The sequence below is a fragment of the Brevundimonas sp. VNH65 genome (assembly GCF_049445955.1).
Taxonomy (GTDB): Bacteria; Pseudomonadota; Alphaproteobacteria; order Caulobacterales; family Caulobacteraceae; genus Brevundimonas.
In genome coordinates this window covers 529,090-554,796 of the sequence record NZ_JBMSDX010000001.1, presented here as the reverse complement: position 1 = coordinate 554,796, position 25,707 = coordinate 529,090, and the positions used below count along the sequence as shown (strand labels likewise).

The window sequence follows — 25,707 nt, the reverse complement described above, 5'->3', positions numbered from 1 at the left end:
CGATCTGTTAGGTTTGGCCTGCGGTGCAGAGCAAGACAGTCGATGCGCCCGGTGCTATGGAGCGCTCATGCAGGCCTTGCGGGACATTCTTCGCCGGATGGGCTTCGTCAGCGCCCTTCTGCTGACGCTGGTCTTCTCGCTGCCCGCGTTCGAAAGCCACGCCTGCACTGATGAGACGCCACAGAGCGTGGCCGTTGTGCTCGCCGACGATGGGACCGGCGACGCCTGTTCCGACTGTGGCCCGGCCTGCGCCAACGGTTGCTGCCACGCGCCACACGCCGCCACGCCCGCCGCCCTGACGGGCGAGGCCTCCAGGCCGGCCTTCGCCCTGCCCCGTCCGGCGAAGCATACGCCCGGCGCGCCTCTGGACCGCCCAGACGGGCCGGACCGTCCTCCCCGAACCTGATCCTGTCCAGGCCGAGATCGGCCTGTTCCCACGCGCCATCGGAAATTCGCACCGATGCGTCTCCTGGCCCGGCCTGCGCCGGGTCTTGAACATGGGTTCGGCCACGCGCCGGATGAGGATCGATATGAGATTGCAGAAACATTGGCTGATGACCGGCGCGGCCGTCGTCGTCGCCCTGGGGTTGGGCTTCGGCGCCGCCCGCCTGATGACCACGCCAAGCGACGCCGAACAGGCCGCAGGTGAGACAGAAGAGGCGCACGCGGAGGAGCCGGCGCCTGAAGGATGGGTCGCCCTGCGCCCGGACAGCGCCGCCGCCGCCGGCGTCACCCTCATCACTCCCGAACGCGGGGGTGGGACAGAACTGAAGCTGCCCGGTCGCGTCGGCTTCAGTCCCGGCGCCGAGGCGATCGTCGACGCACCCCTGGCCGGAACCGTCCAAAGGGTTCACGTGGGTCTGGGCGATCCTGTGAAGGTCGGGGCTGCACTGATCACCCTGAGAAGCCCCGACGGCGCCGCATCCCGCGCCGATGTCGATGCGGCCCAGGCGACCGTCGAAGCCGCCCGCGCCGCTGAACGCCGCGACCGGACCTTGCTGGAACAGGGGTGGGTGTCCCAGGCCCGACTGGACGTCAGCGCCGCCGAAGCCAGAAGGGCCGAAGCCCAGTTGCGCGCCGCCCGCGCCCGCGTGAGCGCCTTCGGCGCGCCGGGATCGGACGGGCTCACGGTCGTGCGCAGCCCGATCGCCGGGATTGTCACGCGGATCAGCGCCGCCCCTGGCCAAACCCTCCACGAAGAGGCCCTGCAAGTCGCAGCGGTCGCAGATTCGCGCCGGCTGGAACTGGTCTTCGAGGCGCCGCCCGCAGCGGCCGGTCTGGTGCGGATCGGGGACACGCTTGAGAGCACGGTCGCCGGCGCCCAGGCCGTGACGGGGACCGTGATCGCCGTCGCGCCAGCCAACGCGGCCGGAGTGGTCGTGGTCCGCGCCCGGCCGACAGGTCAGACACCGCCCGCCGGCTCGGTGGTGTCCGCGCGAATTTCCGCCGGCGGCGGCGATGGCGCTGTCGTCGTCCCCATGGACGCCGTTCAGACGGTCGAGGGCGTCGCCTCCGTATTCGTCGTGGAGACGGGCGGCTTTCGCGCCCGCGCGGTGACGACCGGCAGGACTTCGGATGGACGGATCGAGATCCTGTCGGGCCTAAGCGGCGACGAACGGATCGCCGGATCCGGCGCCTTCCTGCTCAAGGCCGAATTGGCCAAGGGCGCGGCGGAGCACGGACATTGATCATGCTGAATCGCATCATCGACGCCTCGGTTCGCCATCGCTGGCTTGTCGTCGGACTGGCTATGGTTCTGGCATTGCTCGGCGGCCGCGAACTGCTGCGTCTTCCCATCGACGCCGTGCCTGACATTACCAACCGACAGGTCCAGGTGACCACCGTCGCTCCCGCACTGGGTCCGGAAGAGGTCGAGCGGCAGGTCACTTTTCCGCTGGAGACCGCCCTTGCGGGCATGCCCGGCCTGATCGAAACCCGCTCACTGTCACGCCACGGTTTCTCACAGATCACGGCGGTCTTCACCGACCGAACCGACATCTACTTCGCCCGCAACCTGGTCAACGAACGGCTTCAGGCCGCGCGAGAGGATCTGCCGGAGGGTCTGACGCCCTCGATGGGTCCGGTCGTGACCGGGCTGGGCGAGGTCTACATCTGGTCGCTGGAACTGGCCGGCCCAGCCGCCGGGCCCGGCGTTCCCTACGTCACGCCTGAGGGAGAACGCCTGACGACCGATCGGGAAAAGGCCACCTACCTGCGGACGGTCCAGGACTGGATCGTGGCGCCTCAGTTGAAGACCGTGGCCGGCGTCGCCGGGGTCGATGTGCTCGGCGGCTATGTGAAGGAGTACGCGGTTCATCCCGACCCGGGGCGTCTCGCGGCCTACGGCGTCGGCCTGGTCCAGCTCGTGGAGGCGCTGGAGCACGCCAACCGCATCGCCGGCGCCGGCTATGTCAATCGCGCCGGGGAAGCCTATATCGTCCGCGCGGACGCCCGGCTGAAAAGCCTGGAAGACCTGGCCCAGACGCCGATCCTGAATCGCGGCGGTCAGGTGATCCGCGTCTCCGACGTGGCCAAGGTCGAGATCGGCCGCGCTCCTCGCCTTGGCTCTGCCAGCGCCGATGGCCGCGAGACCGTCCTCGGCACCGCCCTGATGCTTCAGGGCGAGAACTCGCGTGAAGTCGCCAGGCGTGTCGGTGAAAAGCTGGCCGGCATCGCTCCCAGTCTGCCGCCAGGCGTGGTCCTCAGGCCTGAACTGGACCGCACCGAACTGGTCGAGGCCACCATCCGGACGGTCGAGCACAACCTGGCCTTGGGCGCGCTGCTGGTCATCACCGTGCTGTTCTTCGCCCTTGGAAACGTCCGGGCGGCCGTCATCACCGCCCTCGTCATTCCGCTCAGCTTCCTGTTCGCGGCCTCGGCGATGAACAGGCTGGGGGTCAGCGCCAATCTGCTGAGCCTCGGGGCGTTGGACTTCGGCCTGATCGTCGACGGCGCCGTGGTGGTGATCGAAAACACCCTGCGCCGTCTCGGCTTGCGGCGCGCGGCGGTCGGCCGCGACCTGACGGTCCAGGAACGGCTGGAAGTCGCGGCGGCGGCGGCGCGGGAAATGGCGCGACCGGCGGCGTTCGGCCAGGCGATCATTCTGCTGGTCTACGCGCCCCTGCTGATGTTCGAGGGCGTCGAAGGCAAGATGTTCGGCCCGATGGCCGCGACCGTCATGCTGGCGCTCGCGGCGGCCTTCGTCCTGAGCTTCACCTTCGTTCCGGCGATGACCGCGCTGATCGTGAAGGCGCCGAAGGCTGACCACGAAGAGACGCGGCTCACCCGCGCGGCCAAATCGCGATATGCGCCAATGCTGGATCGCGCCCTGGCCCATCCGCGCCAGGTGGTCATCGCGGCCGGCCTGGCCTTCGCCGTGGGGCTGATCGCCTTTTTGAGCCTGGGCCGGGAGTTCGCACCACAGCTCGATGAGGGCGACGTCCTGGTTCAGGCGCTGCGCGCGCCCTCGACCTCGCTGGAGCAGAGCCAGGAGATGCAGTTCCGCGTCGAACGAACCCTGGCGGCCCTGCCCGAGGTGGCGCGGGTCTTCACCCGAACTGGCACCGCCGAGGTGGCGTCCGACCCGATGCCGCCGTCGATCTCCGACACCTTCATCATGCTGAAGGATCGCCGGGACTGGCCGGACCCAGGCCTGCCGAAGGCCGAACTGGTCTCCCGAATGGAAGGGGAGCTCGCGCCTCTGCTGGGCAACGCCTATGAGTTCACACAGCCGATCGAAATGCGGTTCAACGAGCTGATCGCCGGGGTCAGGTCCGACGTCGCGGTGATGATCCATGGCGACGACTTCGCGGCCATGGAACGGACCGCCAATGAGGTCGCGGCGGTGCTGAAGGCGATCGACGGCGCCGCCGATGTCCGGGTCGAGCAGGTCTCGGGCCAGCCGACCATCACGGCGACCGTCGATCGGACCGCTGCGGCGGCGCAGGGCGTGCATGCGTCCGATGCCGCGGACGCCCTGGCCATCGCCCTGGCCGGACGCGCCGCCGGACAGGTCAACGAAGGCGACCGGAGGTTCGATGTCGTGGTTCGCCTCGGCGAGCCGTTCCGCGACGACCCGGCGATCATGGAGCAGTTGCCGGTCATGCCGGAGAACGCCGAGGCAGGCGCCCCTACCCTGCCCCTGTCGTCTGTGGCGCGGTTCGACGTCGCGGAGGGGCCGAACCAGATCAGCCGCGCCGACGGCAAGCGGCGCATCATGGTCCAGGCCAACGTTCGGGGCCGTGACCTGGGCGGCTTCGTCGCGGAGGCCCAGGCGGCGGTGGCCGAGCGCGTGAAGCCGCCGCCCTCGGGCTGGATCTCCTGGGGCGGTCAGTTCGAGAACCTGCGTCGCGCCTCCCTGCGGCTGGCGCTGATCGTGCCGGTGGTTTTCCTGATCATCGGCGGCCTGCTCGCCCTGGCCCTGAAGTCCTGGCGAGACGCGGCGCTGGTGTTCGCCGGCGTGCCCCTGGCCCTGGTCGGCGGCGCCCTGGCGCTGGCGGCGCGGGGGATGCCGCTGTCGATCTCGGCGGCCGTGGGCTTCATCGCCGTATCAGGCGTGGCGACCCTGAACGGCCTTGTGCTGATGCAAGCCATCCGTCAGCGGGAGGCCGAGGGGACGCCGCCCCGTCAGGCGGCGCTGGAAGGCGCCGTGGGCCGGCTGCGCGCCGTCCTGACCACGGCCCTGGTCGCCGTGCTGGGCTTCGTGCCCATGGCCTTCGCCTACGGGCCCGGAGCCGAGGTGCAGAAGCCCCTGGCCACGGTGGTGATCGGCGGCCTGACCACCGCGACCCTGCTGACCCTGATCGTCCTGCCGACCCTGGCCGCCGCCTGGCGGCCCAGAGCCAGGCTGAACGACTGAGTTAGGACAAGGCGTCCAGGCGGCCGCGCAGCATCTGCAACATTGCGGAGAAGTCGCGGCCGCCATGGCCCAGCCCGTCGAACAGGGCGTACAGGGCTTCGGCCTGGGCGCCCATCGGCGTGGTCGCTCCGGCCTTGGCCGCCGCCTCCTGGGCCAGCTTCAAGTCCTTCAGCATCATGGCCGTCGCGAACCCGCCCTGATAGTCGCGGTTGGACGGCGCGGTCGGCACCGGGCCGGGCCAGGGATAGTAGCTGCTGACGCTCCAGCTCTGGCCGGACGACTTCGACGCGATGTCGAAGAACTTCACCGGGTCCAGACCCAGCTTCTCGGCCAGGGCCACGGCCTCGCAGGTGCCGATCATGGTGATGCCCAGGATCATGTTGTTGCAGATCTTGGCCGCCTGACCCGCGCCGTGATCCCCGGCGCGCATGGTGGCGCGGCTCATCGGCTCCAGAGCCGCCTCGATACGGGCGAAATCTCCCTCGTCACAGCCGACCATGAAGGCCAGGGTTCCCGCGTCCGCCGCCACCGTGCCGCCCGAAACCGGCGCATCGGCGAAGGCGTAGCCCGCGTCCCTGGCCAGGGTCGCCACCCTGCGCGCGGTTTCGACATCGATGGTCGAACAGTCCAGCAGCAGGGCGCTGGACGGCGCCGCGCCGATGATCTGCTCGGAATAGACCTTCAGCACATGCGGCCCGGCGGGCAGCATGGTGATGACGATATCGGCGTCCCTGACCGCCTCTGTGACCGAAGCGGTCGGGACGCAACCTGCGGCCTCCGCCCGCTCCAGCGCCGCCTGGGACAGGTCGAAGGCGGCGACCCGATGCCCGGCCTTCGCCTGATTGGCGGCCATGCCGCCGCCCATGTTGCCGAGGCCGATGAAGGCGATGCGGGTCATGTCACGTTCCTCCGCCCTCTGCGGGGCTCTGAAAAAGGGTTGAGATAGTCCGTAGAGTCCAGATCACCGGGGGAAGGCGTGTCAGGGGCCATAGGCGCCATCATACACCCATTCCAGACCTCGGCCGGATGGACGCCGCGCAATCGTCACAGATAAACGCGATGCAGCTCGGATGGTCTCTGCATATTCGCGTTTCCTGGGCCCGTCCGGCGATCCGGAAAGTGAGCTGAATCCCGGCCTTCGCCGGGAGGCTCGGTGAAATTTTTCAAAGCGGCGTCCAGGCTTCTGGGGGCGGCAGGGGCGCGAACAATTCGTCTAGCAGGGCGTCACTGACCCCTTCCAGCGTGTCCGGCGACCACTTCGGCGCATTGTCCTTGTCAACGATCACGGCGCGAACGCCTTCCTGGAAATCGTGGGTGCGGACGACCCGGCCGCCCAGCGCATACTCCATCGCCATGTCGTCGGCGAAGGTCGCCAGGGTCGCCCCGGTGCGGATCTGGCGCAGCGAAACTTTCAACGACTGGGGCGACTTGGTCTTCAGGATTTCGAGCTGCTTCGACGCCCATTCGGACCCGTCGGCCTCCAGCGCCGCGAAGATCGCCTCGACCGTGTCAGGGGCGAACAGCCGGTCGATTGCCTCCCGGTGAGGGGCCAGCGGCGACGAGCCGGGATCACCCGACACGCGGTCCGCCACCGCCTTCGGATCGGCGGGAGCGGCCAGAAGTTCCTGCGTCAGCGCCGTCGTGGCGTCCGAGGCGACATAGTGGGTGTGGATGCCCAGGGCGACCGTGTCCGCCGCCTTCAGCCGCGCGCCGGTAAGGGCCAGCCAGACGCCGGTCTGGCCCGGCAGGCGCGGCAGGAACCAGCCGCCGCCCACGTCGGGGAACAGGCCGATGCCGGTCTCGGGCATGGCGTAGGTGGTGCGTTCGGTGGCGATGCGGACGTCGGCCGGTTCCGAAATCCCGACACCGCCGCCCATGACGATCCCGTCCACAATGGCGGTGATCGGCTTGGGGTATTCGAACATCAGGTGGTTCAACCGGTATTCGGCCTGGAAGAAGGCTTTCGCCTCCGACGCATCCCCCGCCCCGCTCTCGGCGATCATGCGGATGTCGCCCCCGGCGCAGAAGCCGCGCTCGCCCGCGTGGTCGATCAGGACCGAGGCCACGGCCGGATCGTCGCGCCAGGCGAGCAGCGCCGAGATCATCGTCTCGCACATGGCCCGGTTCAGCGCGTGGATCGCCCTGGGCCGGTTCAGGGTGATGCGGCCGACCGCGCCGTCGATGCGGGTCAGGACTTCGGGTTGGTCGGTCATGGGATCAGTCCCGCAGGTCAATGATTTCAACGCCGACGACTAGGGCCGCCTGAAGCAGGGCCGCATCGCGACTGGCCAGAGCCGCCGATCGATCAAGGCAGAGTTGGAGGTAGGCGTTATCGAACAGACTGAGCCGACGCGACAAGGCCGCCTCCACAGACGTCAAGACCGCCTCGGACGCCGGCGGCGCATCAATCTCGACATTCAGGGCCCTGAGGTCGTCGAGCATGGCCGCGGGCGACACTCCTGCCTTGCGGGATCGATTGAGAATCTGGTTGCCGAGCTCCCACGGCAAGATGGCCGGCGCGATCAGGCGGTGCGCGTCCGATGCGGCGAGAAAGGCGTCGCCTGCGTGCGTCGCCTGTGTCGGGAATATCCAACTGGCCGCCGCCGACGCATCAATCGTGACGATCTTCACCGCGCCCGATCCGCTTCAGTTCATCCCAACTCAGGTCATCAAAGCCCGGCACGACAGGCTGGGCGTCACGACGGGCCAGTATGCCCTCGACAGTGTTTCGCCATGTCGCAGGGTCGCGTTGCGGCGCCGGATCGACCGGCACGATCCTGGCCGCCGCGCGGCCATGCCGGGTGAGGATGATCTCCTGCCCCGTCCGTTCGACTTCAGCCACGAGGCTGGACAGACCTGTCTTGGCTTCCAGAATGCCCACTTCACGCACAGCCAACCTCCTGACCATTATGGTCAGAATAGCAGATTGCGGGTGTGCTGACCATCATCCCCGCGCCAGCTCCCGCGCGGTGATCACCCGCATGATCTCGTTCGTGCCTTCCAGAATCCGGTGCACCCGCAGGTCGCGCAGGATCCGCTCCAGCGGATAGTCCTTCAGATAGCCATAGCCGCCGTGCAGTTGCAGGGCGGCGTCCGCGATCTGGAAACAGCTGTCGGTCGCCAGCCGCTTGGCCATGGCGCACCATTTGGTCTTTTCCGGATGGCCGGTGTCGATCGCCCAGGCGCCGCGCTGGACCATCAGCCGGGCGGCGTCCAGGTCCGTCGCCATGTCGGCCAGCTTGAACTGGGTGTTCTGGAAGTCGCCGATGGGTTTGCCGAACTGCTTGCGCGAGGCGACGTAGTCCTGAGCCGTCTCCAGGGCCAGCCGCGCTCCGCCGATGGAGCAGGCGGCGATGTTCAGCCGGCCGCCGTCCAGCCCGGCCATGGCGTATCTGAAGCCGTCGCCCTCGACACCCAGCAGGTTGGCGGCCGGCACGCGGCAGTCGTCGAAACTGACCACGGCGGTCGGCTGGGCGTTCCAGCCCATCTTCTTCTCATTGGCGCCGAACGACAGGCCGGGCGTCCCCTTGTCGACGACGAAGGCTGAAATCCCCTTCGCCCCGTCCCCGCCCGTGCGGACCATGACGACATAGACGTCCGACACGCCCGCGCCGGAAATGAAGGCCTTGGAGCCGTTCAGGACCCAGTCGTCGCCGTCGCGCACCGCCGTCGTCCGCATGGCCGCCGCATCCGATCCCGAACCGGGCTCGGTCAAGCAATACGACGCGATGCAGCTTTGTGGCCCTATCGCTTCGCTACTTGAGGGCCGTTCCATCGCCACAAGCGACGGCACATAGCGCGCCCGCAAGTCGTCCGACCCGAACTTGTCGATCATCCAGGTCGACATATTGTGGATCGAGATGAAGGCGGCGGTCGCCACATCGCCGCGCGCCAGCTCCTCGAAGATCACCGCCGCCTCGACCCGGCCGAGCGCCATGCCGCCATGTTCCTCCCCGGCGTAGATGCCGCAGAAGCCCATCTCGGCGGCGGCCTTCATGGTCTCGACGGGGAAGATCTTCTCCTCGTCCCAATGGGCCGAATGGGGCGCCAGCTCCGCCTCGGCGAAGGCGCGAGCCGCGTCCTGAATGGCGCGCTGGTCGTCGGTGAGGGCGAAGTGCATCGGTACCCCTTAAATCGTCATCCTCGGGCTTGTCCCGAGGACCCATTGTTCAGCACGCGCGACGGGTTGGCGTTGAGCAACGCCGCCCCGGACCGCCATCCGCGCTTCCTCCGCCATGGGTCCTCGGGACAAGCCCGAGGATGACGGAGGTGGAGCGGCGGAGCAGGCTTAACCCATCGTCGGAATGACGAACGAGCTGTCCGCGTGTTCCAGTTCGCTGTCCGGCCACCGCGCCGTGACGGTCTTGACCTTGGTCCAGAACTTCACCCCCTCCATGCCGTGCTGGTTGGTGTCGCCGAAGGCCGAGCGCTTCCAGCCGCCGAAGGTGTGATAGGCGACCGGCACCGGGATGGGGACGTTGATGCCGACCATGCCGACGTTCACCCGGGCGGCGAAGTCGCGGGCCGCGCGACCGTTCTGGGTGAAGATGGCTACACCATTGCCGTACTGGTGCTTGGACGGCAGGGCCAGGGCCTCCTCGAAGCTGTTAGCGCGGACGATCTGCAGAACGGGTCCGAAGATCTCCTCCTTGTAGGACTCCATCGTCGGGGTGACATGGTCGAACAGGGACGGGCCGACGTAGAAGCCGTTCTCGTGGCCCTGCAGGCTGAAGCCGCGACCATCGACCACCAGTTCGGCGCCGTCCTTGACGCCCTGATCGATCCAGCCCTCGACACGCGCCTTGTGGGCGGCGGTGACGACGGGGCCGTAATGGGCGCCCGCGTCGGTCGAGACGCCGACGCGCAGGGATTCGATCTCGGCGACCATCCGTTCGCGCAGGGTGTCGGCGGTCTTCTGGCCCACAGGCACCACGACCGGCAGGGCCATGCAGCGCTCGCCGGCGGAACCGAAGGCCGCGCCCGACAGGTCCTTGATGACCTGATCCATGTCGGCGTCGGGCAGGACGATGCCGTGGTTCTTGGCCCCGCCCATGGCCTGGACGCGTTTCCCGTGCTGGGCGCCGACCTGATAGACATAGTTGGCGATGTCGGACGAGCCGACGAAGCTGACCGCGTGGACCTGCGGATGGGTCAGGATGGCGTCCACCGCCGTCTTGTCGCCGTGGACCACGTTCAGCACGCCCTCGGGCGCCCCGGCCTCCAGCATCAGTTCGGCCAGACGCACCGGCACCGACGGATCGCGCTCCGACGGCTTCAGGATGAAGGTGTTGCCGACGGCGATGGCCACGCCGAACATCCACATCGGGATCATGCCGGGGAAGTTGAACGGGGTGATGCCCGCCACGACTCCCAGCGGCTGGCGCATCGAATAGACGTCGATGCCGGGGCCCGCGCCCCAGGTGTATTCGCCCTTCACCGCATGGGGGATGCCGCAGGCGAACTCGATCACCTCAAGCCCGCGCTGGATGTCGCCCTTGGAGTCGGCGATGACCTTGCCGTGCTCGGACGACAGCAGTTCGGCCAGGTCCTGCATATTGGCCTCGACCAGCCGCTTGAACTCGAACATCACCCGCGCGCGGCGCTGGGGGTTGGTCGAGGACCAGCCGTCGAAGGCCGCCTGGGCGTTCTGAACCGCGCGATCCAGTTCCTCGGGCGTCGCGAGTTGAACGCGGGCCTGAACTTCCCCCGTCGAAGGGTTGAAAACGTCCGAGAAACGGCCGGACCCGCCGACGAAGCTCGCCCCGCCGATGAAGTGGTTGATGTCGCGCATGATGGGTTCCTGGACGCTAAGAAGCGGTTCGACCGCCGCTGTTTGCGCGTCCTATAGACGGAATTCGCGCGCCGTCGAAGGGCGTGTCAGTCCGCGGGCGGGGCGGTGAGCTGATTGATCCGCTCGGCGACAGAACGCAGGCCGTCAAGCAGCACGGCGCTGGACCGGCTGGTGCGACAGTCGCCGGCCAGGATCAGGCGCAGGGCGCGCAGATGCACGTCGACCGAGGGCCAGTGCCACATCTGGGCGCCGATCATCCGGTCGGCCACATCGCACAGGCTGTAGACCGCCTCGTGCAGCGGACCGGTGTCGAAGTAGCCGCCGATGTCGATGATCCGCGACGCCGTGGCGTAGACGCGCGGACCGGCGTCGGGCGAGGCCTCGGCGCTGATGGCCTCCAGTTCGTCCACGGCGGCGGCGATGGCGGCCATCACCGGGGCGCGGTGAACCTCGAGCTCTCGATTGGCGCGCATCTCGGCGTCGCGCACAGTGCGGCCGCCGGGCTCGTGGACCTGGCGCGCCAGGGGCGACTTGATCTTCAGCAGGCGCGCTTCGCTCATATCGACACCTTCATCGGCTTGAACATCTGGTCGATGTCAGACTGGTCCATATTGGCCTCGGTCGCGACGCCGACCTCTGCGGACAGATCACCCGACCGGCGGCCCGCCTGTCCGGGCGGCGGCCCAAAGTTGCGGACGCGACGATCCGGCCCGACGTAGGTGTCGCATTCGACGAACTGGCGCTCGTCCGCCGCCAGCCAGAGCACCCGTTGCAGCAGGACGCTGGGCGTCAGGGGTTTGGCGACGATGAAGCTGGCGCCGCAGTCGCGGCTCTTCTGCACCTTCGACTGGGCCGCGTGGCCGGTCAGCATGATCACCGGCGTGTAGCGCAGCGGCGGAGCCGTCTCGCGGCGCAGCCATTTGATAAAGTCATAGCCGTCCATGCCGGGCATGGAGCAGTCGATGAGGATCAGATCGAAGTCCCGGCTCTGCACCAGCTTGGCGGCCTCCGCCGAGTCCTCGCACTTGACCTGCTCGCGCACGCCGAAGCCGTGGAAAATCGAGCTCAGCATGTCCAGCGACTGACGATTGTGATCGACCAGCAGCACGGCGGACTGGGCGAGGTTCACACGATCAGAGGGGGACGCCTTGGCCATCGTCGTCAGAACAGATGAACTTCGCCGCCGTCGGAGGCCGGGTCATGGGCGGCCGCGGCGCCGCCGAGGCGCGCAGACAGGTCGGACAGGCTGAGGGCGTGAAGCGACAGGTCGACCGGCGCGCCGGCTCCCAGCGCCGCCAGCAGGCCGCTGAGTTCGTCCAGACGCTGGAGCAGCAGGTCATAGGCCTGGGCCCGGACCATGGCGGTCTCACGCGCCGCATCCGGGACGTCCGCCATCAGCTCGGAGGTCAGGGCGGCGAGATCGTCCAGGTCGATCCGCATGTCGCCCAGTTCGTCGCCCACGGCCGACAGGAGGCTGTGCAGTGGATCCTGGGGCATCAGAACAGCTCCAGCATGCCGCCGCCCGAGGGCGGGGCCGGCGACGCGACCGGCGCGGGCACATGGTTGTCGGTCACGGCTCGTTGAAGCGCCCGCCCGGAGACCGGCCAGTAGTGAAGCCGACGCCCGCCTTGACCGCGCAGGCTGCCGCCGACCAGCGGAATGCCTTCGTCCTGCAGGAAACGCTCCGCGAAATCGGCGTTGGCCCGACCGACATCGCGGAGAGAGTCGAACATCCGGCCGCCGCCGAACAGCTTGGCCTCGAGCCGGTCGCGACGTCCGCCCGCCTTGAGCAGGTCGTTGATCAGCAACTCCATCGCATAGGCGCCGTAACGGCGGCCGGCGTCGGTGCCGGCTCCCGCGCCTTCGGGCAGCAGGAAGTGGTTCATGCCCCCGACGCCGGCGACCGGGTCCCGCAGGCACAGGGCGACGCAGCTGCCGAGAATCGTGGTCAGCAGCACGTCGGGATCGGAGGTCACATGGTGCTCACCCTGACCAACGTGGATCCTCCGCTCGGTCGCCAGGGCGGCGGCGGACATCATGTCAGGGGTCCGAACACGGCCTCCAGCTTCTCCTTGAGCTGGGCGACGGTGAAGGGTTTGACGAGATAGTTGTTCACGCCGAACTGGACGGCGCGCTGCACCAGTTCGCGGTCGGCGCGGCCGGTCAGCATGATGAAGGCCGAGCCCCGCGTGGGCTCATGGGCGCGAACGGCGCGCAGCAGACCCAGTCCGTCCAGCTTGGGCATGTTGAAGTCGGAGATGATCAGGTGAGCGGGACGGCTGATCATTTCGCGCAGGCCCGCCTCCCCGTCCGAAGCCTCGCGGATTTCCTGAATCCCGATCTGCTGCAGACTGTTGCGGATCAGGCCGCGCATCGACATCTGGTCATCGACGATCAGGGTATGAATGGCGCTGGCGGCAGGCATCGGATCCTCAGGCGGCGGGTCGGGCGTCGGCGGAGGCGACGCACAGATCCAGAATGGTGTTGGCGAGACGGGAAAGCGGCAACTGGCGCTCGACGGCGCCGAGCTCGAAGGCGGCGCGCGGCATGCCGTAGACGACGGAACTGGCTTCGTCCTGTCCGAGGGTGTGGGCGCCGGCCTGGCGCATCTCCAGCAGGCCCTGAGCGCCGTCGCGGCCCATCCCGGTCAGGATGACGCCGGTCATAGGCCGACGCAGGCGGCTGACCGATCGAAACAGGACATCGACGGACGGGCGATGCCCGTTGACCGGGTCGCTGGCCACCAGCCGGCAGCGGGGCGCCGCGCCGACCACTTCGAGATGGGCCGCGCCGCCGGGCGCGAGATAGATATGGCCCGGCTTCAGCATGTCGCCGTCGCGCGCTTCGGTGACCACGGCCGCCGAGGCCTTGTCGAGACGCGCCGCGAAGCTGCCGGTGAAGGTGCCGGGCATGTGCTGGGTGATGACGGTCGCCGGGCAGTTCGCCGGAAAGGCCGAGACGATGGTCAGCAGGGCCTCGACCCCGCCGGTGGAGGCGCCGATGGCCAGGACGTGATCGGCCTGGGGGCGATAGTCCTCGCGCCGGCTGGGCACGAAGGGCTCTGCGCGCTGACGCACACGCGACCGGGCGGCGGACTTCACCTTCAGCGCCAGTTCGGCGAATGCCTCGGCGGCGCTGGCGCCCGCGCCCGGCTTTCCGACCGCGTCCACGGCGCCCATTTCGAGGGCGGCCAGGGTGATCTCAGCTCCGGCCTGGGTCAGGGTCGAGACCATGACGACCGGCATCGGCCGAAGCCGCATGATCTTCTCGAGGAATTCCAGCCCGTTCATATTGGGCATTTCGACGTCCAGGGTGATGACGTCGGGATTCAACTCCTTGATCAGGGCGCGCGCTTCCAGCGGGTCTGCGGCCGCCCCGATGACCTCGATGTCCGGATCGCGACGCAGGGCGGCCGAGATCAGGCCGCGCATGGTCGGCGAGTCATCGACGATCAGGACCCGGACCGGCGCCGTCATGACGCCCTCCGATAGGTGGTCAGGCCGCTGGTCCGCAGTTGCGTCGCCGCCGGGCCGCTGACCCGCTCGGAATGCCCGATGTAGAGCACGCCGTCCGCCGTCATCGTCGGAAGGAAGCGGCTCCAGACCTTTTCCTGGGTCTCATCATCGAAATAGATGACGACGTTGCGGCAGAAGATCACGTCGAACTTGCCGCGCATCGGCCAGTCGCCGATCAGGTTGAGCTCCCGGAACGTCACCAACTCGCGCAGCTCGGGTCCGGCCGACAGCATCGGCCGACCGTGCACGCCGGGCCCGGCCTTCTCGAAATGGCGATGGCGCAGCAGCGGCGGCGCGGCCTCCAGCGCCTCTTCCGGGTAGAGGCCGGCGGCGCCTTCGGCGACCATGTTGGGATCGATGTCGGTCGCCAGGATGCGCACGTCCAGGTCCAAAGCCTCGGGCAGGACCGACAGCACCGTCATGGCCATGGAATAGGGTTCCTGACCATTCGAACAGGCGGCCGACCACAGACGCAGGCGCTCGCCGCGACGGGCGCGCTCGGCCAGGACGGGCATGACGACATCGCGCAGGTGATCGAAATGATGGGGTTCGCGGAAGAAGCGGGTGACGTTCGTGGTCAGGGCCGCCGTCATCGCCTGACGCTCGTCCACCCCCTCCACGCCGTCGATCAGCGAGCAGTAATCCCGGAAGCTGCGCAGCCCAAGCGCCCGCAACCGCTTGGCCAGGCGCGAATAGACCAGCGCGGCCTTGCCCTCGTTCAGGGCGATGCCGGCGTGGCTGTGCAGGATGTGGGCGATGCGCCGGAAATCCTCTGCGGTGAAGACGAACTCGCCCTCGACAAGGGATTCCCGACTGGCGGGACGGGTCATGCGGCCTCGGCTTCGCTTTCCGGCAGGATGTGATCGAGATCGATGAGGCTGACCATGCGACCGTCGATGGCGAAGATGCCCTTGACGAACAGACGCACCTGATCGCTGGCCACGTCCGGCGTCGGCTGCACGGCCTCGTCGGTCAGCTGGATGATGTCGGACACGGCGTCCACCAGCAGGCCGACCAGTCGGCCGGCGATATGGGCCACCATGATGACGTGGCGGGCCGAGGGTTCCCCCGTCCTCAGGCCAAAGCGGGCCCCCAGATCGACGATCGGCAACACGGCCCCACGAAGATTGATCACGCCCTTCATGAAGGCGGGCGATCGCGGCAGAGGCGTCGCCGGGGTCCAGCCGCGGATTTCCCGCACGGCCATGATGTCGACGCAGAACTCCTGGTCGCCGATGCGGAAGGCGATCAGTTCGCGGACGGCGCCGGCTTGAAGCGGATCGGTCATGTTCAGCTCGCGAGTTTGAGGTCGTTACGGGGGGTGTCGGGCCGGGAACGGCGGCGCGAGGCGCCGACGAGGGCGTCCACGTCCAGGATCAGGGCCACACGGCCGTCGCCCAGAATGGTGGCGGCGGCCACGCCGTCGACCTGCTGGTAGTTGGTCTCGAGGCTCTTGATCACCACCTGGCGCTGTCCCTGGATGGCGTCGAACAGCAGGGCGGCGGCCGTGCCGGCCTCGGTTTCGACCACCACCGCGACGCCGGTCTCCGGGGCGATCGGTTCGTCGCTGAAGCCCATCGCGTGGGCGACGTCGATCAACGGCACAAAGGCGTCGCGGAAGCGGATCACCGGGTCGCGGCCGCCGATCCGGTGCACGTCGCCTGAACGCGGCGTCAGGCTTTCGACGATGGCGTTCAGTGGCGCGACCAGCGTCTGGGCGGCGGCGGTGACCACCATGCCGTCCAGAACGGCCAGCGTCAGCGGCAGGCTGAGGGTAAAGGTCGAACCCCGGCCCGGGGTGGAGGTGATGGAGATGCGGCCGCCGAGCGACTGGATCGACCGCTTGACCACGTCCATCCCGACGCCTCGGCCGGAGATGTCGGAAATCGACTCCGCCGTCGAGAAGCCGGCCATGAAGATCAGATTGTCGATCTCCTCGTCGGTCAGGGCCGCGTCGGCCGCGATCAGGCCGCGCTCGACGGCGATGCCGCGCACGCGGTCGCGATTGATGCCCGCGCCGTCGTCGCTGATTTCGATGACGATGCGGCCCGAGCGATGCAGGGCGGCCAGACGGACGGTGCCCTCCTGGGGCTTGCCGGCCGCCAGGCGCACGTCCGGCGTCTCCAGCCCGTGGTCGATGGCGTTGCGCAGCATGTGGGTGATCGGTTCGGCGAGCCGCTCGACCACCGTCTTGTCGACCTCGGTGTCCTCGCCGGCGGTGACCAGGCGCACGCGCTTGCCGGTCATGTCCCCGACCTCGCGCACAAGGCGGGTCATGCGCTGGAACACCGACTTCACCGGCTGGGCCCGGATGGCCATGACGCTGTCCTGGATCTCGCGCGTCAGCAGCTCCAGATCCTCGAGGCCCCCGAGCACGCCGGAGGCGCGGGTCAGGCCGCTTTCGGTGACGCGCTGGGCCAGCATGGCCTGCTGGATGACCAGTTCGCCGACGACGTTGATCAGCCGATCCACGCGATCCAGATCGACGCGAATGGTGGCCGGCGCCGGCGCCGCCGGCCCGGAGGCGGCAGGCGCAGAGGCGGCAGGAGCGGTAGGAGCAGGGGCGGCCACGGGCGCCGCGACCGGCGCCGAAGCCGCGGCGACGGGCACGTCGGCGACGGTAACGTCGGCGGGAGGCGCGACCGGCGGCATGGCGGGCGGCGCGACAGCTGTCGAAGGGTCCATGACCGGCGAAGACTGGGCGCGCATCAGCAGGGCGGCGATGTCGAGGTCGTCGTTCGGAGGGCTGGCCGGGGCTGCGGCCTCGACCAGTTCAGCGCCTGCCGTCAGCGGCTCGACGCTGAGATCACAGTCGGCCTCGACGAAGTCGAAGACGTCGCGCACGTCGGCTTCAGTGCAGGCGGCTTGCAGATCGACGGTCCAGGACAGATAGCCCTCGTCGGGCTGGAGCGTTTCCAGGTCCGGCAGGGCGCTGTCATCGAGCGTCACCTGCATCTCGCCCAATCGACCCAGCTCGCGCAGCAGAAGTCCCGTTTCGTTGGCGCTGGCGTACATCCGGCCATGCGGCCGGAAACGGATGCGCCAGCCGCGCTGCGCGGCGGTCTCGACGTTTTCCGGCGCCGGATCGGCGGAGCCGAGCGCGGCGAAGTCGAAGGCGACGGGCTGAAAGCCGAACTCGTCCGGTTCGGGACCGGTCGAACCCTCCGCGCCCGGCAGAACGGCGGCCATCGGGGTGAAGTCGGGCAGATCGAACGGCTCGGCCGCGTCGCCAGGCGCCGAGGACGAGATGACGGCCCCGTCGCCGAACGTCAGGGCCTCAAGCTCGCCCACCATCATCGCCGAACGGGCCTCATCGACCGGCGCGCACTGGCCGCGCGCGGCGGAAACGTGGTCGGCCAGGACATCGGCCGCGCGCAGCAGGGTGCGGACGGTGACGTCGTCACAGGGTTTGCGACCGGCGCGGATCTCGTCCAGCAGCGTCTCGAAGACGTGGGCGAAACGCACAAGGGCGTCGAGACCGAAGGCCCCTGCCCCGCCCTTGACCGAGTGCACGGCGCGGAAAACGGCGTTGACCGTCTCGTCATCGCCCGTGTCGGCCTCGAGCGCCAGCAGGCCCGCCTCCAGATCGCCCAGGAGTTCGTCGCACTCCTGGTAGAAGACGATCTTGACCGCCTCGAACGGATCGACCGCGTCAGTCATCTCAGGCCGCCACCCGACGCACGGCGTCAACCAGCTTGGCCGGGTCGAAGGGCTTCACGATCCAGCCCGTGGCGCCGGCCTCGCGCGCGCGCTGCTTCTTGGCCGCGTCGCTCTCGGTGGTCAGGACCAGCACCGGCGTGGTGCGGTGGTTCGGATCCGCGCGCATCCCCTCGATGAAGCCGAAGCCGTCGAGGCGGGGCATGTTGATGTCGGTGATGACCACATCGGCGCCCTGGGCGCTGAGGGTCTCGAGCCCGTCCACGCCGTCGACCGCCTGGATCACCTTGTAGCCGGCGTCGGCCAGGGCGATCAGCAGCATGTCGCGCATCGTGCGGGAATCATCGACGGTGAGAACGGTCTTGGTCACGCGGCGTCTCCCTGAACGGCGCTCGGGTCGGCGCCGAAGGCGGTCCACTGATTGAGAAAGGCTTCCGAGGCGGAGGCGATGGCCAGGGCGTGGCCGTCGCCGTCCCAGGTGCGACGGGCGGCCAGCAGGACCTGAAGGCACAGACCACCCAGACGATCGACGGCGGAAGCGTCCAGGGTCAGGGCCGACCCCCGCCGCGCCAGGAGCTCGCTCCTGAGCACGGGGGCCTGGCCGAGGTCCAGCACGGCCGGCAGGCTGTAGCAGGCCGCCGTCATCAGAACTCCTCCCAGCCGTCTTCGGCGGCGGCGGGCTCATAGCGGGGCGCGGCGCCGCCGCGACCGGTGGTGCGCAGGGCCGCGACCGGACGGGCCGCCGGGCGGGGCTCGGCGGGACGGGCCGGGGCCTGGCGGGCGGCCGGAGCCGCACGTTCGGCGCCGATGCGGAAGCGCGACACCGACTGGGCCAGAACCTGGGCTTCCTGCGACAGGGAGTGGCTGGCGGCCGTCGACTGCTCGACCATGGCGGCGTTCTGCTGGGTCACCTGATCCATCTGGTTGACGGCGGTGTTGACCTGCTGAAGGCCGGTGGCCTGCTCCTGGGCGGAGGCGGCGATTTCGGACACCAGGCCGTCGATCTCGGCGACACGGCCGACGATGCGTTGCAACGCCTCGCCCGTCTGGCCGACCAGGGTGACGCCCGAGTTCACCTGGGTGCTGGAGTGGGAGATCAGCGACTTGATCTCCTTGGCGGCCTCGGCCGAGCGTTGGGCCAGGGCGCGGACTTCCGAGGCCACGACGGCGAAGCCGCGACCGGCGTCGCCCGCACGGGCGGCCTCGACCCCGGCGTTCAGGGCCAGAAGATTGGTCTGGAAGGCGATCTCGTCGATCACGCCGATGATCTGGCTGATCTCCTGGGCCGACTTCTCGATGTCGCCCATGGCGCTGACGGCGTCGCGGACGACCACGCCGGAGGCTTCGGCGTCGCTCTTGGCGGCCTGGACGGTGTCCGAGGCCTGGCGCGCGCCCGAGGCGGTGCGATTGACCGTGGCGGTGATCTCGTCGAGGGCCGCGGCGGTTTCCTCCAGCGACGCCGCCTGCTGTTCGGTGCGGCGCGACAGGTCGTCAGCGGCCTGGCTGATCTCGCCGGAGCCGGAGCGGATGGCGGCGACGTTCTGAACCACCACGCCCATGGCTTCCTGAAGCTGGGACACGGCGCGGTTGAAGTCGTCCTTCAGCTGCTGGGCGCGCGGCGCGACATCGGCGGTGAAGCGATGCGTCAGGTCGCCGTCGGCGATGGCCGACAACCCCTTGCCCAGGGCCTCGACCGTCACGGCGTCCTCGGCGGCGATGCGCGCCTTCTCGGCCTCGTTGGCGGCCCGCTCGGCATCCGTCATGTTGCGGTCGGCGGCCGCCTGGGCCTCGACGCGCAGCTTCTCGACAGCGGAGTCGCGGAAGGCGATGACCGCCAGCCCCATCTGACCGATTTCGTCCTTGCGGGCGGCCTCGGGGATCTGGATGGCGTTGTCGCCGGCCATCAGCTTGCGCATGTAGCCCGTCATGGTGAGCACCGGGCGGGCGATGCCGCGCTGCAGCACCCAGCTGGCGCCGAAGGCGATCAGCAGGGCGAAGGCCAGACCGATCCACAGACCCCATTGGGCGGCTGCCGTGGCTCCGCGCTGCAGTTCACGGGCCGCGTCCAGCTTGGCCGCGGTCTTTTCCTTCAGGCTGTCGATCGAGCCTTCGACCGTGCCCATCAGGGCGTCGGCGGCGCCGTCCTGGCCGACCAGGGCGACAGCCTGGGCCCGGGTCGCAGGATCGCGATAGAGCGCCTGCCCCGCGACCACCACGCCGTCGAACCAGACGTCGCCCGCCTTTTCGGCGGCGTCGATATCGGCCAGCGCCGATCCGTCGTCCGTTTGACGAAGCTCGGCGAGCATCGCCTTGAAGGTGGCGCGGTGGGTGTTGGCCCGCTCGATATAGTAGTCGTCGCCCGAGATCAGATAGCCGCGGAAGCTGTTCTCCTGGCGGGCCATGGCGAACTCGGCGGCCGAGGTGTCGCGAACGATCTCGTTCGCGACGGTGCGGGCGGCGTCGGAACGCTTCAGCGACTGGAAGTTGAACGCCAGGGTCGCGCCCATGACGCCGATCGCCAGAAGCACGGCGCCGAAAGCCAGGATCAGCTTCTTGCCGATCGGAACATTACTCAGATGCATTGCAGATCCTCAGCCGGTCCGGATTGCGATCAGGAAGTTGTCAGAGAGAGAAGGTCAGGCCGGCCACGAGGCGGCCCTCGTAGCTGGCGCCGTAGCGATGTCCATCGGTGTCATACCAGCGCACATCCAGGGCGAACCGGTCGCCGAGCTTGCGCTTCACGCCGACATTCCAGGCGGTGTATTCGGCGCCGCCGTCGGCGCTGCGATCCGCGATCGCCGCAGTCGCGCGCGTGGACTTGTCGAGGGCGATCCCGCCCTGCAGTTCGACCCACCAGGCCTCCTGCGTCGCCGAGAACCCGTCGGCGGTGTAGTTGACGCGGAACCGCGTCGAGACCGGACCGAACTTGCGCGACGCGTCGGCCTGATACTCGGTGTAGTTGGCGTCCACGCCCTTGCGGGTGCCGGGCAGGTCGCGATTGATGATCGCCACGTCGAAGTCGGTCCCGGCGGCCTCGAAGCGATAGCCGACGGTGGTCAGGATTTCGGAATCCGAGCCCTGCGACAGTTTGGCGGTCGAGGCGAACAGGCTGGCGTAGGCGCCGCCGCGGCTGTACTCGATCGACCCCGACACCGCAGGCTTCTCGTCGCTCTTGCCGAGGCCCTTGCCCACATATTCGCTGGCCACGCCCAGCTGCACCGAAACTCCATCTTCGGCCGAAGCCGCACCGGCCGAAACGGCCAGAATGCCGGCGGACAACACGCCGCACAGGCGAACACAGTCGTAAGTCATAGTCCCATCCACAACGGGACCGTTCTGGCCCCCACGCTGTTAAGGTTGACGGGAGGACTGAATATTCTTCGTGAATCCCGACCTACGTAGGATTACCTAACCCCGATTTTCACGCGGCGGCGTCCTGCGTGAAAAGAGCGGAAATCCCCGCAATTCCGCTGCAGGAGCCGGCCGTTCGGCCATCGTCCCGACGTGGCCGCCGTCCGGTTTACGGTCCTCGCGCGGGCTGATAGGTTAGCGTGACAGTTTGGTCGCGAGTATTGTGGGATGGATCGCGCCGCCGTCTTCCCTCTTCGCACAGCGCCTGGGGCGAGAGTGCGAACATGAGACCCTCCGTTTTCGTCATTGATCAGGAGGCGACGGCCCGTGACGCGGTGATCGGTCACTTGCGCGCGGCAGGGTTGAGGGCGCGAGGGTTTTCCAGCGGTCGCCTGTTCCTTGATCATCTACCCTCGGACAGCCTGGCCTGCGTTGTGACAGAGATGCCGGCGTCTTCCGCCGAAGACGTGGATGTCGCGCGGCAGGTCCTGGACCTACATGGCGAAGCCTGGCCGGTGATTGTCCTGACCGCCCGGGCCGATGTCGCGTCTGCTGTGGAGTTGATGAAGGCCGGCGTCCGCGACCTGATCGAGAAGCCCTTTGAACCGCAGCGCCTGGTGTCTTCGGTCCTAAACTGCGTCGAAGGGCTGATGCAGGACCGCCCCCGGATCGAGGCGCGCGCCCGCAACGCCCTCAACCTGGCCCAGTTGACGGCGCGCGAACGTCAGGTGTTCGACGCCCTCGCGGCCGGCCGGGCCAACAAGGAGATCGCGGCCGAACTGGACATCAGTCCGCGCACCGTCGAGATTTTCCGCGCCAAGGTCATGGCCAAGATGGAAGCCGCCAACCTGTCCGCCCTGGTCAGGATGAGCGTGGACCTGGCCTGAGCTTTCTCAGCGCCCCACCATCCGTCCCGCGAAATACCCTGCCGTGGCCGCAGCGCAGGTGACGAACGTCCCCCAGGCGATGTCGGCCAGGGTGATGGTGGTGCTCCAGGTGCGAAGGGTCGCCTGATTGGTCAGATCATAGGTGGCGTAGGCGACAAGCCCCAGAACGGCGCCGTTCAGGGCCGCGCGTGTCCACTGTCCCTGATCGAGCGCGGGCCAGACGGCGAAGAAGCCGATCCCTCCCAGATAGATCAGGTAGAAGGCGACGGCCGCAGGCCAGTTCACGCTCGGCGCCAGCAGATCGCCCAGGATCGGCCGGTACAGCCGCCCGCCGACCACGGTCAGCCAGATCGCATCCAGGATCAGAAAGACGACGCCCGTGGCGCCGATCGCCGCAATCGCCCGCATCATGCCTCGCGCCTTTTCAATCGATAATGGCTGACGCCCCAGACCTTGCCGTCGCTGTCGCCGAAGAGGCCTGCCGTCGCCATGAAGAACCGACGCCAGCGCCGCATCCACAGGGCCGCGTCCGCGCCATAGACCTCGTTCATCAAAGTCCGGATCTCCGTCCGGTTCTGATCGAAGTTCCGCAGCCAAAGATCTGCGGTGCGTTGGTAGTGGGTCCCATCCCAGCGCCAGTCGGCCTCGACCTGCATCAGGTCGGCGTACTGGTGCATCAGATCATGGCTGGGCATCACCCCGCCGGTGAAGAAATGCTGGGCGATAAAGTCGCTGTCGTCCGACACCTCGAAGCGGTAGGGCCGATCCAGGTGGCTGAAGACATGGACGAACATCCGCCCGTCGGGTTTCAGCCAGCCGCGGCACCGGCCCAGCAGCTCGCGCCAGTTGGCCATGTGTTCGAACATCTCGACCGAGACGATGCGGTCGAACGTCCGGTCGGTCGAAAAGACGTTCATGTCGGCGGTGACGACGGTCAGATTGCCCAGACCTCGTCGCCGGGCCAGAGCGTCGATCTCGGCCTTCTGACTGCGTGAATTCGAGACAGCCGTGATCCGCGACGCCGGATAGCGTTCGGCCATCCACAGCGACAGCGAACCCCAACCGCACCCAAGCTCCAGAACCTCCTGACCGTCATGCAGGTCGGCATGTTCGCAGGTCAGGCCCAGGGCGGCGGCTTCCGCAGTCCCCAGATCCGCGTCGGGCGTGGGGAACCAGCAGGACGAATATTTGCGGTGCGGCCCGAGGCACAGCTCAAAGAAGCGGGCGGGCAATTCGTAATGCTGGGCGTTGGCGGCGTCGGTGTGTTCAGCCACCGGGCGCGCCGCCATTTCCCGCGCAAATCCGCTCGCGTCAGCCGGATCCTGGGCCAGGCGACGCCGGGCGTTGGCGACCAGCAGGCCGATGGCCGGCCGCGTCAGGAAGTCGGGAAACGGCGCATCCTGCAGGCGATTGACGCTGTCGGCGATGAAGGTCATGCGAGGGTCATCTCCACTGAAATGGCGGCGTCAGCCGCCCGACGGTTCGAGCTGGCGCGTCGGCAGGCCGAGTTGGGCCATGCGCGCCACAAGACGGGTGCGCTCAGCCTCCGGCATCGAGGGATTGCGGGACAGGAGCGCCGGAAAGTCGCCGTCAGCCGTCGTGGCGATCATCCAGCTGTAATCTGGCGCCACGTCGATGACCCAGTAGCGCTGGCGGATCAGCCCGCCGAAGAAACTGGCCTCGAACTTGGCGTTGGTGCGGGTGTCCAACAGCCGCGCGGCGGTGTTGATGGTGCGCACCGGCCCGGTTCGCGATCCCCGATGGCAGGTCTGGCGGATCGAGAAACGTCCGTCGCCGGCCCGGCTCCAGACCTGGCTGGCGGCCCAGCAGTCGCGCTGGTGATTGTTGGGCGTCCGCAGAATCTCGTGCCAGCGCCCCATGAAGCGATCCAGGTCCAGCACCCGACGCGGCTCCGGCGCCTCGGCCCAGGCCGGCGTCGCCAGCGAAACGGCGGCGGCCATTGTCGCCAGAACCGACCGACTGGTGACCTTCGAAACACCCATGTCGCACCTCGTCGCCAATCCCCAGCGGGGCCTTCACGAGCACTACGCACGAGGGCCGCGATCGGATGCCCGACCGGCGGATCAGATGATGGTGCGAGCGGCGGGGGTCGAACCCGCATGACCGAAGTCGACGGATTTTAAGTCCGTTGCGTCTACCAATTTCGCCACGCTCGCGGCGCGCGGGTCAGCGTCCTGCCGGGGCGGCGGGGCGCATGGCGCGGAAATCGACGTCGCTGTCGGCCGCCAGCCAGATCAGGGCGGTCCAGGCGGCGACGTTCTGGCTCATCTGGGCCGGATCGATCTTGTCCAGGGTGTCATCGGCCGTGTGGTGCAGGTCGAAATAGCGCGTGCCGTCCTGGTTCAGACGGAAGACGGGCACACCGGCCTGAACGATCGGACCGATGTCGGCGCCGCCGCTGGTTTCCGGATCCGCCGACGGCAGGACGCCGATCGGGTACAGAACCCGGGCCGCGGCGCGGGCGAAATCCGACCTCTGCGCGCCGACCGGCAGACCCAGGGCGTAGACCCGATCGGCGCCGAAGTCGCTTTCGCCGGTGAAGACATGGTTGGCCAGTTCCTCGGCGCTGAGGCTGCGCAGATAGGCGCCGCCGCCATTGCCGGTGTTGTTCGGCTGATCCACCTCTTCGGCCCCGAACAGGATGACGCGGATCGTGCGGGCCGGCGCGCCGTGCTGCATGATCGCCTTGGCCGCCGCGATGGTGATGGCGCCGCCGGCCGCGTCGTCGATGGCGCCCGTGCCGAGATCCCAGCTGTCGAGGTGAGAGCCCAGGACGATGACCTCTTGCGGGCGGGTGCGCCCCGGAAGGTCCGCGATGACGTTCTGGGACCGGGTCTCGTAGATGCGGGCGGTCGAGGTCAGCCGCAGCCGCGGCGCGGGGCCGCCTTCCCGCTCGGAGATGTCCATCAGGCGACTGAGCTGCGAGGCGTCGGGACCGGACAGGGCGAACCCCGGCAGGGGCACCTTGCCATCGACATAACGGGTGGTGCCGGTGTGCGGCATGCGGTGCATGTCGGAGCCCACCGAACGCATCACGAAGGCCAGTGCGCCCTTCCTGGCGGCCTCGGCCGGACCCGCGCCGCGGATGCGGGTCAGGGGGCCGTAGCCCGAGCCGTCCTGCATGGGGATCAGCTGGCCCGCGTCGACATAGGCGATCTTGCCCCGGAGCGATCCGTCAGGCGCAGCCTGCAGGGCCTCCAGGGTTGTAAAGCGGACGACCTCGCCCTCGACGCCGCCTGCGGGCGTGGGAATGGAGTGGCCGAGGGCCGCGACGACCAGGGACTGGGGATTGTGGCCCAGCAGGGCGGCGCTGTCCTCTCCCCGCTCCCAGCCCACCAGCGGGAATTCCTGGATGCGGACGTTCTGGAAACCGATCGACTTCAGATACTCGGCCGACCAGGCGGCGGCGGCCTGTTCCGCCGGCGACCCCGCCGGCCGGGCGCCGAACCGGGTCGTGACCTGGGTGACGTAGTCGAGGGCGACATTGTCCCTGAGGGCGGCGTCGCGCAGGACCTCCGCCGTGCGGACGGTCTCGGCCGACTGGGCCGAAGCCGCCGTCGCGACAGCCAGGGCGCAGGCACCGGCCAACAGGGCGGACGCGAGAGGATGGGAACGGCGCACGGGCGA

General features: G+C 68.5%; 27 protein-coding genes and 1 tRNA gene. 4 read left to right on the top strand and 24 right to left on the bottom strand.

Annotated features, from left to right (window positions below; translation table 11 throughout):
• The first annotated feature begins 67 nt into the window (after positions 1–67).
• The 3 genes from ACO2Q1_RS02690 to ACO2Q1_RS02680 all read left to right on the top strand — a co-directional run bounded on the left by ACO2Q1_RS02690 (position 68) and on the right by ACO2Q1_RS02680 (position 4,858).
• Entirely contained in the window at positions 68–406 is a 339-nt protein-coding gene (locus ACO2Q1_RS02690; RefSeq protein ID WP_423328002.1) for a hypothetical protein, read from the top strand.
• 124 nt (positions 407–530) lie between these two features.
• Positions 531–1,688 (top strand): efflux RND transporter periplasmic adaptor subunit, encoded by a 1,158-nt coding sequence (locus ACO2Q1_RS02685; RefSeq protein WP_423328001.1) that lies wholly within the window; start codon positions 531–533, stop codon positions 1,686–1,688.
• 2 nt (positions 1,689–1,690) lie between these two features.
• The gene (locus tag ACO2Q1_RS02680; RefSeq protein WP_423328000.1) at positions 1,691–4,858 is read left to right on the top strand and encodes an efflux RND transporter permease subunit; all 3,168 of its coding nucleotides are present in this window, start codon (positions 1,691–1,693) and stop codon (positions 4,856–4,858) included.
• 1 nt (position 4,859) lies between these two features.
• On the opposite strand, the gene mmsB is transcribed toward ACO2Q1_RS02680, so the two are convergent.
• From mmsB to ACO2Q1_RS02585, 19 genes are all read right to left on the bottom strand, one after another.
• A complete protein-coding gene (mmsB, locus tag ACO2Q1_RS02675) occupies positions 4,860–5,756 on the bottom strand; it encodes a 3-hydroxyisobutyrate dehydrogenase (RefSeq protein ID WP_423327999.1) in 897 nt (298 codons plus the stop codon).
• Between the two features lie 265 nt (positions 5,757–6,021).
• Complete coding sequence (locus tag ACO2Q1_RS02670) at positions 6,022–7,071, bottom strand: enoyl-CoA hydratase/isomerase family protein (RefSeq protein WP_423327998.1); 1,050 nt, start codon at positions 7,069–7,071, stop codon at positions 6,022–6,024.
• 4 nt (positions 7,072–7,075) lie between these two features.
• The gene (locus ACO2Q1_RS02665) at positions 7,076–7,489 is read right to left on the bottom strand and encodes a type II toxin-antitoxin system VapC family toxin (protein WP_423327997.1); all 414 of its coding nucleotides are present in this window, start codon (positions 7,487–7,489) and stop codon (positions 7,076–7,078) included.
• A complete protein-coding gene (locus tag ACO2Q1_RS02660; protein ID WP_423327996.1) occupies positions 7,470–7,748 on the bottom strand; it encodes a type II toxin-antitoxin system Phd/YefM family antitoxin in 279 nt (92 codons plus the stop codon). Before ACO2Q1_RS02660 ends, ACO2Q1_RS02665 begins: the two co-directional genes overlap by 20 nt.
• Before the next feature lie 54 nt (positions 7,749–7,802).
• Entirely contained in the window at positions 7,803–8,978 is a 1,176-nt protein-coding gene (locus ACO2Q1_RS02655) for an acyl-CoA dehydrogenase family protein (protein ID WP_423327995.1), read from the bottom strand.
• A 168-nt stretch (positions 8,979–9,146) separates the two neighbouring features.
• Positions 9,147–10,649 carry a CoA-acylating methylmalonate-semialdehyde dehydrogenase gene (locus tag ACO2Q1_RS02650; RefSeq protein ID WP_423327994.1) on the bottom strand — a complete coding sequence of 501 codons (1,503 nt, stop codon included), beginning with the start codon at positions 10,647–10,649 and terminating at the stop codon, positions 9,147–9,149.
• Between the two features lie 86 nt (positions 10,650–10,735).
• Positions 10,736–11,209, bottom strand: coding sequence for a chemotaxis protein CheE (locus ACO2Q1_RS02645; RefSeq protein ID WP_423327993.1), 474 nt, complete (start codon positions 11,207–11,209; stop codon positions 10,736–10,738).
• Positions 11,206–11,805, bottom strand: coding sequence for a response regulator (locus ACO2Q1_RS02640; protein WP_423327992.1), 600 nt, complete (start codon positions 11,803–11,805; stop codon positions 11,206–11,208). Before ACO2Q1_RS02640 ends, ACO2Q1_RS02645 begins: the two co-directional genes overlap by 4 nt.
• Positions 11,806–11,810: 5 nt before the next feature.
• Complete coding sequence (locus ACO2Q1_RS02635; RefSeq protein WP_423327991.1) at positions 11,811–12,146, bottom strand: hypothetical protein; 336 nt, start codon at positions 12,144–12,146, stop codon at positions 11,811–11,813.
• Positions 12,146–12,685 carry a chemotaxis protein CheD gene (locus ACO2Q1_RS02630; protein WP_423328237.1) on the bottom strand — a complete coding sequence of 180 codons (540 nt, stop codon included), beginning with the start codon at positions 12,683–12,685 and terminating at the stop codon, positions 12,146–12,148. Before ACO2Q1_RS02630 ends, ACO2Q1_RS02635 begins: the two co-directional genes overlap by 1 nt.
• Positions 12,685–13,074, bottom strand: coding sequence for a response regulator (locus ACO2Q1_RS02625; RefSeq protein ID WP_423327990.1), 390 nt, complete (start codon positions 13,072–13,074; stop codon positions 12,685–12,687). The genes ACO2Q1_RS02630 and ACO2Q1_RS02625 overlap by 1 nt, the downstream gene beginning before the upstream one ends.
• A gap of 7 nt (positions 13,075–13,081) precedes the next feature.
• Positions 13,082–14,125: a protein-glutamate methylesterase/protein-glutamine glutaminase gene (locus ACO2Q1_RS02620; protein ID WP_423327989.1), complete on the bottom strand. Its 1,044-nt coding sequence runs from the start codon at positions 14,123–14,125 to the stop codon at positions 13,082–13,084.
• A complete protein-coding gene (locus tag ACO2Q1_RS02615; protein WP_423327988.1) occupies positions 14,122–14,994 on the bottom strand; it encodes a CheR family methyltransferase in 873 nt (290 codons plus the stop codon). The genes ACO2Q1_RS02620 and ACO2Q1_RS02615 overlap by 4 nt, the downstream gene beginning before the upstream one ends.
• Entirely contained in the window at positions 14,991–15,452 is a 462-nt protein-coding gene (locus tag ACO2Q1_RS02610; protein WP_423327987.1) for a chemotaxis protein CheW, read from the bottom strand. The genes ACO2Q1_RS02615 and ACO2Q1_RS02610 overlap by 4 nt, the downstream gene beginning before the upstream one ends.
• A gap of 2 nt (positions 15,453–15,454) precedes the next feature.
• The gene (locus tag ACO2Q1_RS02605; RefSeq protein WP_423327986.1) at positions 15,455–17,824 is read right to left on the bottom strand and encodes a chemotaxis protein CheA; all 2,370 of its coding nucleotides are present in this window, start codon (positions 17,822–17,824) and stop codon (positions 15,455–15,457) included.
• 1 nt (position 17,825) lies between these two features.
• Positions 17,826–18,191, bottom strand: coding sequence for a response regulator (locus tag ACO2Q1_RS02600; protein WP_423327985.1), 366 nt, complete (start codon positions 18,189–18,191; stop codon positions 17,826–17,828).
• Complete coding sequence (locus ACO2Q1_RS02595) at positions 18,188–18,466, bottom strand: STAS domain-containing protein (protein ID WP_423327984.1); 279 nt, start codon at positions 18,464–18,466, stop codon at positions 18,188–18,190. Before ACO2Q1_RS02595 ends, ACO2Q1_RS02600 begins: the two co-directional genes overlap by 4 nt.
• Entirely contained in the window at positions 18,466–20,403 is a 1,938-nt protein-coding gene (locus tag ACO2Q1_RS02590) for a methyl-accepting chemotaxis protein (protein ID WP_423327983.1), read from the bottom strand. The genes ACO2Q1_RS02595 and ACO2Q1_RS02590 overlap by 1 nt, the downstream gene beginning before the upstream one ends.
• A gap of 40 nt (positions 20,404–20,443) precedes the next feature.
• Complete coding sequence (locus tag ACO2Q1_RS02585) at positions 20,444–21,133, bottom strand: TorF family putative porin (RefSeq protein ID WP_423327982.1); 690 nt, start codon at positions 21,131–21,133, stop codon at positions 20,444–20,446.
• A 323-nt stretch (positions 21,134–21,456) separates the two neighbouring features.
• On the opposite strand from ACO2Q1_RS02585, the gene ACO2Q1_RS02580 reads away from it, so the two are divergent.
• Complete coding sequence (locus ACO2Q1_RS02580) at positions 21,457–22,059, top strand: response regulator transcription factor (RefSeq protein WP_423327981.1); 603 nt, start codon at positions 21,457–21,459, stop codon at positions 22,057–22,059.
• Between the two features lie 6 nt (positions 22,060–22,065).
• Here the strand turns inward: ACO2Q1_RS02580 and ACO2Q1_RS02575 are convergent, their stop codons facing one another.
• The 5 genes from ACO2Q1_RS02575 to ACO2Q1_RS02555 form a co-directional block, all read right to left on the bottom strand.
• Entirely contained in the window at positions 22,066–22,470 is a 405-nt protein-coding gene (locus tag ACO2Q1_RS02575; protein ID WP_423327980.1) for a DUF2177 family protein, read from the bottom strand.
• A complete protein-coding gene (locus ACO2Q1_RS02570; protein WP_423327979.1) occupies positions 22,467–23,495 on the bottom strand; it encodes an SAM-dependent methyltransferase in 1,029 nt (342 codons plus the stop codon). Before ACO2Q1_RS02570 ends, ACO2Q1_RS02575 begins: the two co-directional genes overlap by 4 nt.
• A gap of 30 nt (positions 23,496–23,525) precedes the next feature.
• Complete coding sequence (locus tag ACO2Q1_RS02565; RefSeq protein ID WP_423327978.1) at positions 23,526–24,062, bottom strand: lipocalin family protein; 537 nt, start codon at positions 24,060–24,062, stop codon at positions 23,526–23,528.
• Between the two features lie 89 nt (positions 24,063–24,151).
• Positions 24,152–24,236, bottom strand: a tRNA-Leu gene (locus ACO2Q1_RS02560).
• Positions 24,237–24,246: 10 nt separating this feature from the next.
• Positions 24,247–25,701: a M20/M25/M40 family metallo-hydrolase gene (locus ACO2Q1_RS02555; protein WP_423327977.1), complete on the bottom strand. Its 1,455-nt coding sequence runs from the start codon at positions 25,699–25,701 to the stop codon at positions 24,247–24,249.
• Positions 25,702–25,707: the final 6 nt, after the last annotated feature.

Excerpts from the sequence above, each read along its gene's own strand:
- ACO2Q1_RS02595 (WP_423327984.1), bottom strand. The coding sequence starts at position 18,466 with ATGACGGCGGCCTGCTACAGCCTGCCGGCCGTGCTGGACCTCGGCCAG.
- ACO2Q1_RS02565 (WP_423327978.1), bottom strand. The coding sequence starts at position 24,062 with ATGGGTGTTTCGAAGGTCACCAGTCGGTCGGTTCTGGCGACAATGGCC.
- ACO2Q1_RS02585 (WP_423327982.1), bottom strand. The coding sequence starts at position 21,133 with ATGACTTACGACTGTGTTCGCCTGTGCGGCGTGTTGTCCGCCGGCATT.
- ACO2Q1_RS02570 (WP_423327979.1), bottom strand. The coding sequence starts at position 23,495 with ATGACCTTCATCGCCGACAGCGTCAATCGCCTGCAGGATGCGCCGTTT.
- ACO2Q1_RS02640 (WP_423327992.1), bottom strand. The coding sequence starts at position 11,805 with ATGGCCAAGGCGTCCCCCTCTGATCGTGTGAACCTCGCCCAGTCCGCC.
- ACO2Q1_RS02575 (WP_423327980.1), bottom strand. The coding sequence starts at position 22,470 with ATGATGCGGGCGATTGCGGCGATCGGCGCCACGGGCGTCGTCTTTCTG.
- ACO2Q1_RS02590 (WP_423327983.1), bottom strand. The coding sequence starts at position 20,403 with ATGCATCTGAGTAATGTTCCGATCGGCAAGAAGCTGATCCTGGCTTTC.
- ACO2Q1_RS02655 (WP_423327995.1), bottom strand. The coding sequence starts at position 8,978 with ATGCACTTCGCCCTCACCGACGACCAGCGCGCCATTCAGGACGCGGCT.
- ACO2Q1_RS02580 (WP_423327981.1), top strand. The coding sequence starts at position 21,457 with ATGAGACCCTCCGTTTTCGTCATTGATCAGGAGGCGACGGCCCGTGAC.
- ACO2Q1_RS02635 (WP_423327991.1), bottom strand. The coding sequence starts at position 12,146 with ATGCCCCAGGATCCACTGCACAGCCTCCTGTCGGCCGTGGGCGACGAA.
- ACO2Q1_RS02690 (WP_423328002.1), top strand. The coding sequence starts at position 68 with ATGCAGGCCTTGCGGGACATTCTTCGCCGGATGGGCTTCGTCAGCGCC.
- mmsB (WP_423327999.1), bottom strand. The coding sequence starts at position 5,756 with ATGACCCGCATCGCCTTCATCGGCCTCGGCAACATGGGCGGCGGCATG.
- ACO2Q1_RS02650 (WP_423327994.1), bottom strand. The coding sequence starts at position 10,649 with ATGCGCGACATCAACCACTTCATCGGCGGGGCGAGCTTCGTCGGCGGG.
- ACO2Q1_RS02670 (WP_423327998.1), bottom strand. The coding sequence starts at position 7,071 with ATGACCGACCAACCCGAAGTCCTGACCCGCATCGACGGCGCGGTCGGC.
- ACO2Q1_RS02680 (WP_423328000.1), top strand. The coding sequence starts at position 1,691 with ATGCTGAATCGCATCATCGACGCCTCGGTTCGCCATCGCTGGCTTGTC.
- ACO2Q1_RS02685 (WP_423328001.1), top strand. The coding sequence starts at position 531 with ATGAGATTGCAGAAACATTGGCTGATGACCGGCGCGGCCGTCGTCGTC.
- ACO2Q1_RS02625 (WP_423327990.1), bottom strand. The coding sequence starts at position 13,074 with ATGCCTGCCGCCAGCGCCATTCATACCCTGATCGTCGATGACCAGATG.
- ACO2Q1_RS02645 (WP_423327993.1), bottom strand. The coding sequence starts at position 11,209 with ATGAGCGAAGCGCGCCTGCTGAAGATCAAGTCGCCCCTGGCGCGCCAG.
- ACO2Q1_RS02630 (WP_423328237.1), bottom strand. The coding sequence starts at position 12,685 with ATGTCCGCCGCCGCCCTGGCGACCGAGCGGAGGATCCACGTTGGTCAG.
- ACO2Q1_RS02605 (WP_423327986.1), bottom strand. The coding sequence starts at position 17,824 with ATGACTGACGCGGTCGATCCGTTCGAGGCGGTCAAGATCGTCTTCTAC.
- ACO2Q1_RS02620 (WP_423327989.1), bottom strand. The coding sequence starts at position 14,125 with ATGACGGCGCCGGTCCGGGTCCTGATCGTCGATGACTCGCCGACCATG.
- ACO2Q1_RS02615 (WP_423327988.1), bottom strand. The coding sequence starts at position 14,994 with ATGACCCGTCCCGCCAGTCGGGAATCCCTTGTCGAGGGCGAGTTCGTC.
- ACO2Q1_RS02610 (WP_423327987.1), bottom strand. The coding sequence starts at position 15,452 with ATGACCGATCCGCTTCAAGCCGGCGCCGTCCGCGAACTGATCGCCTTC.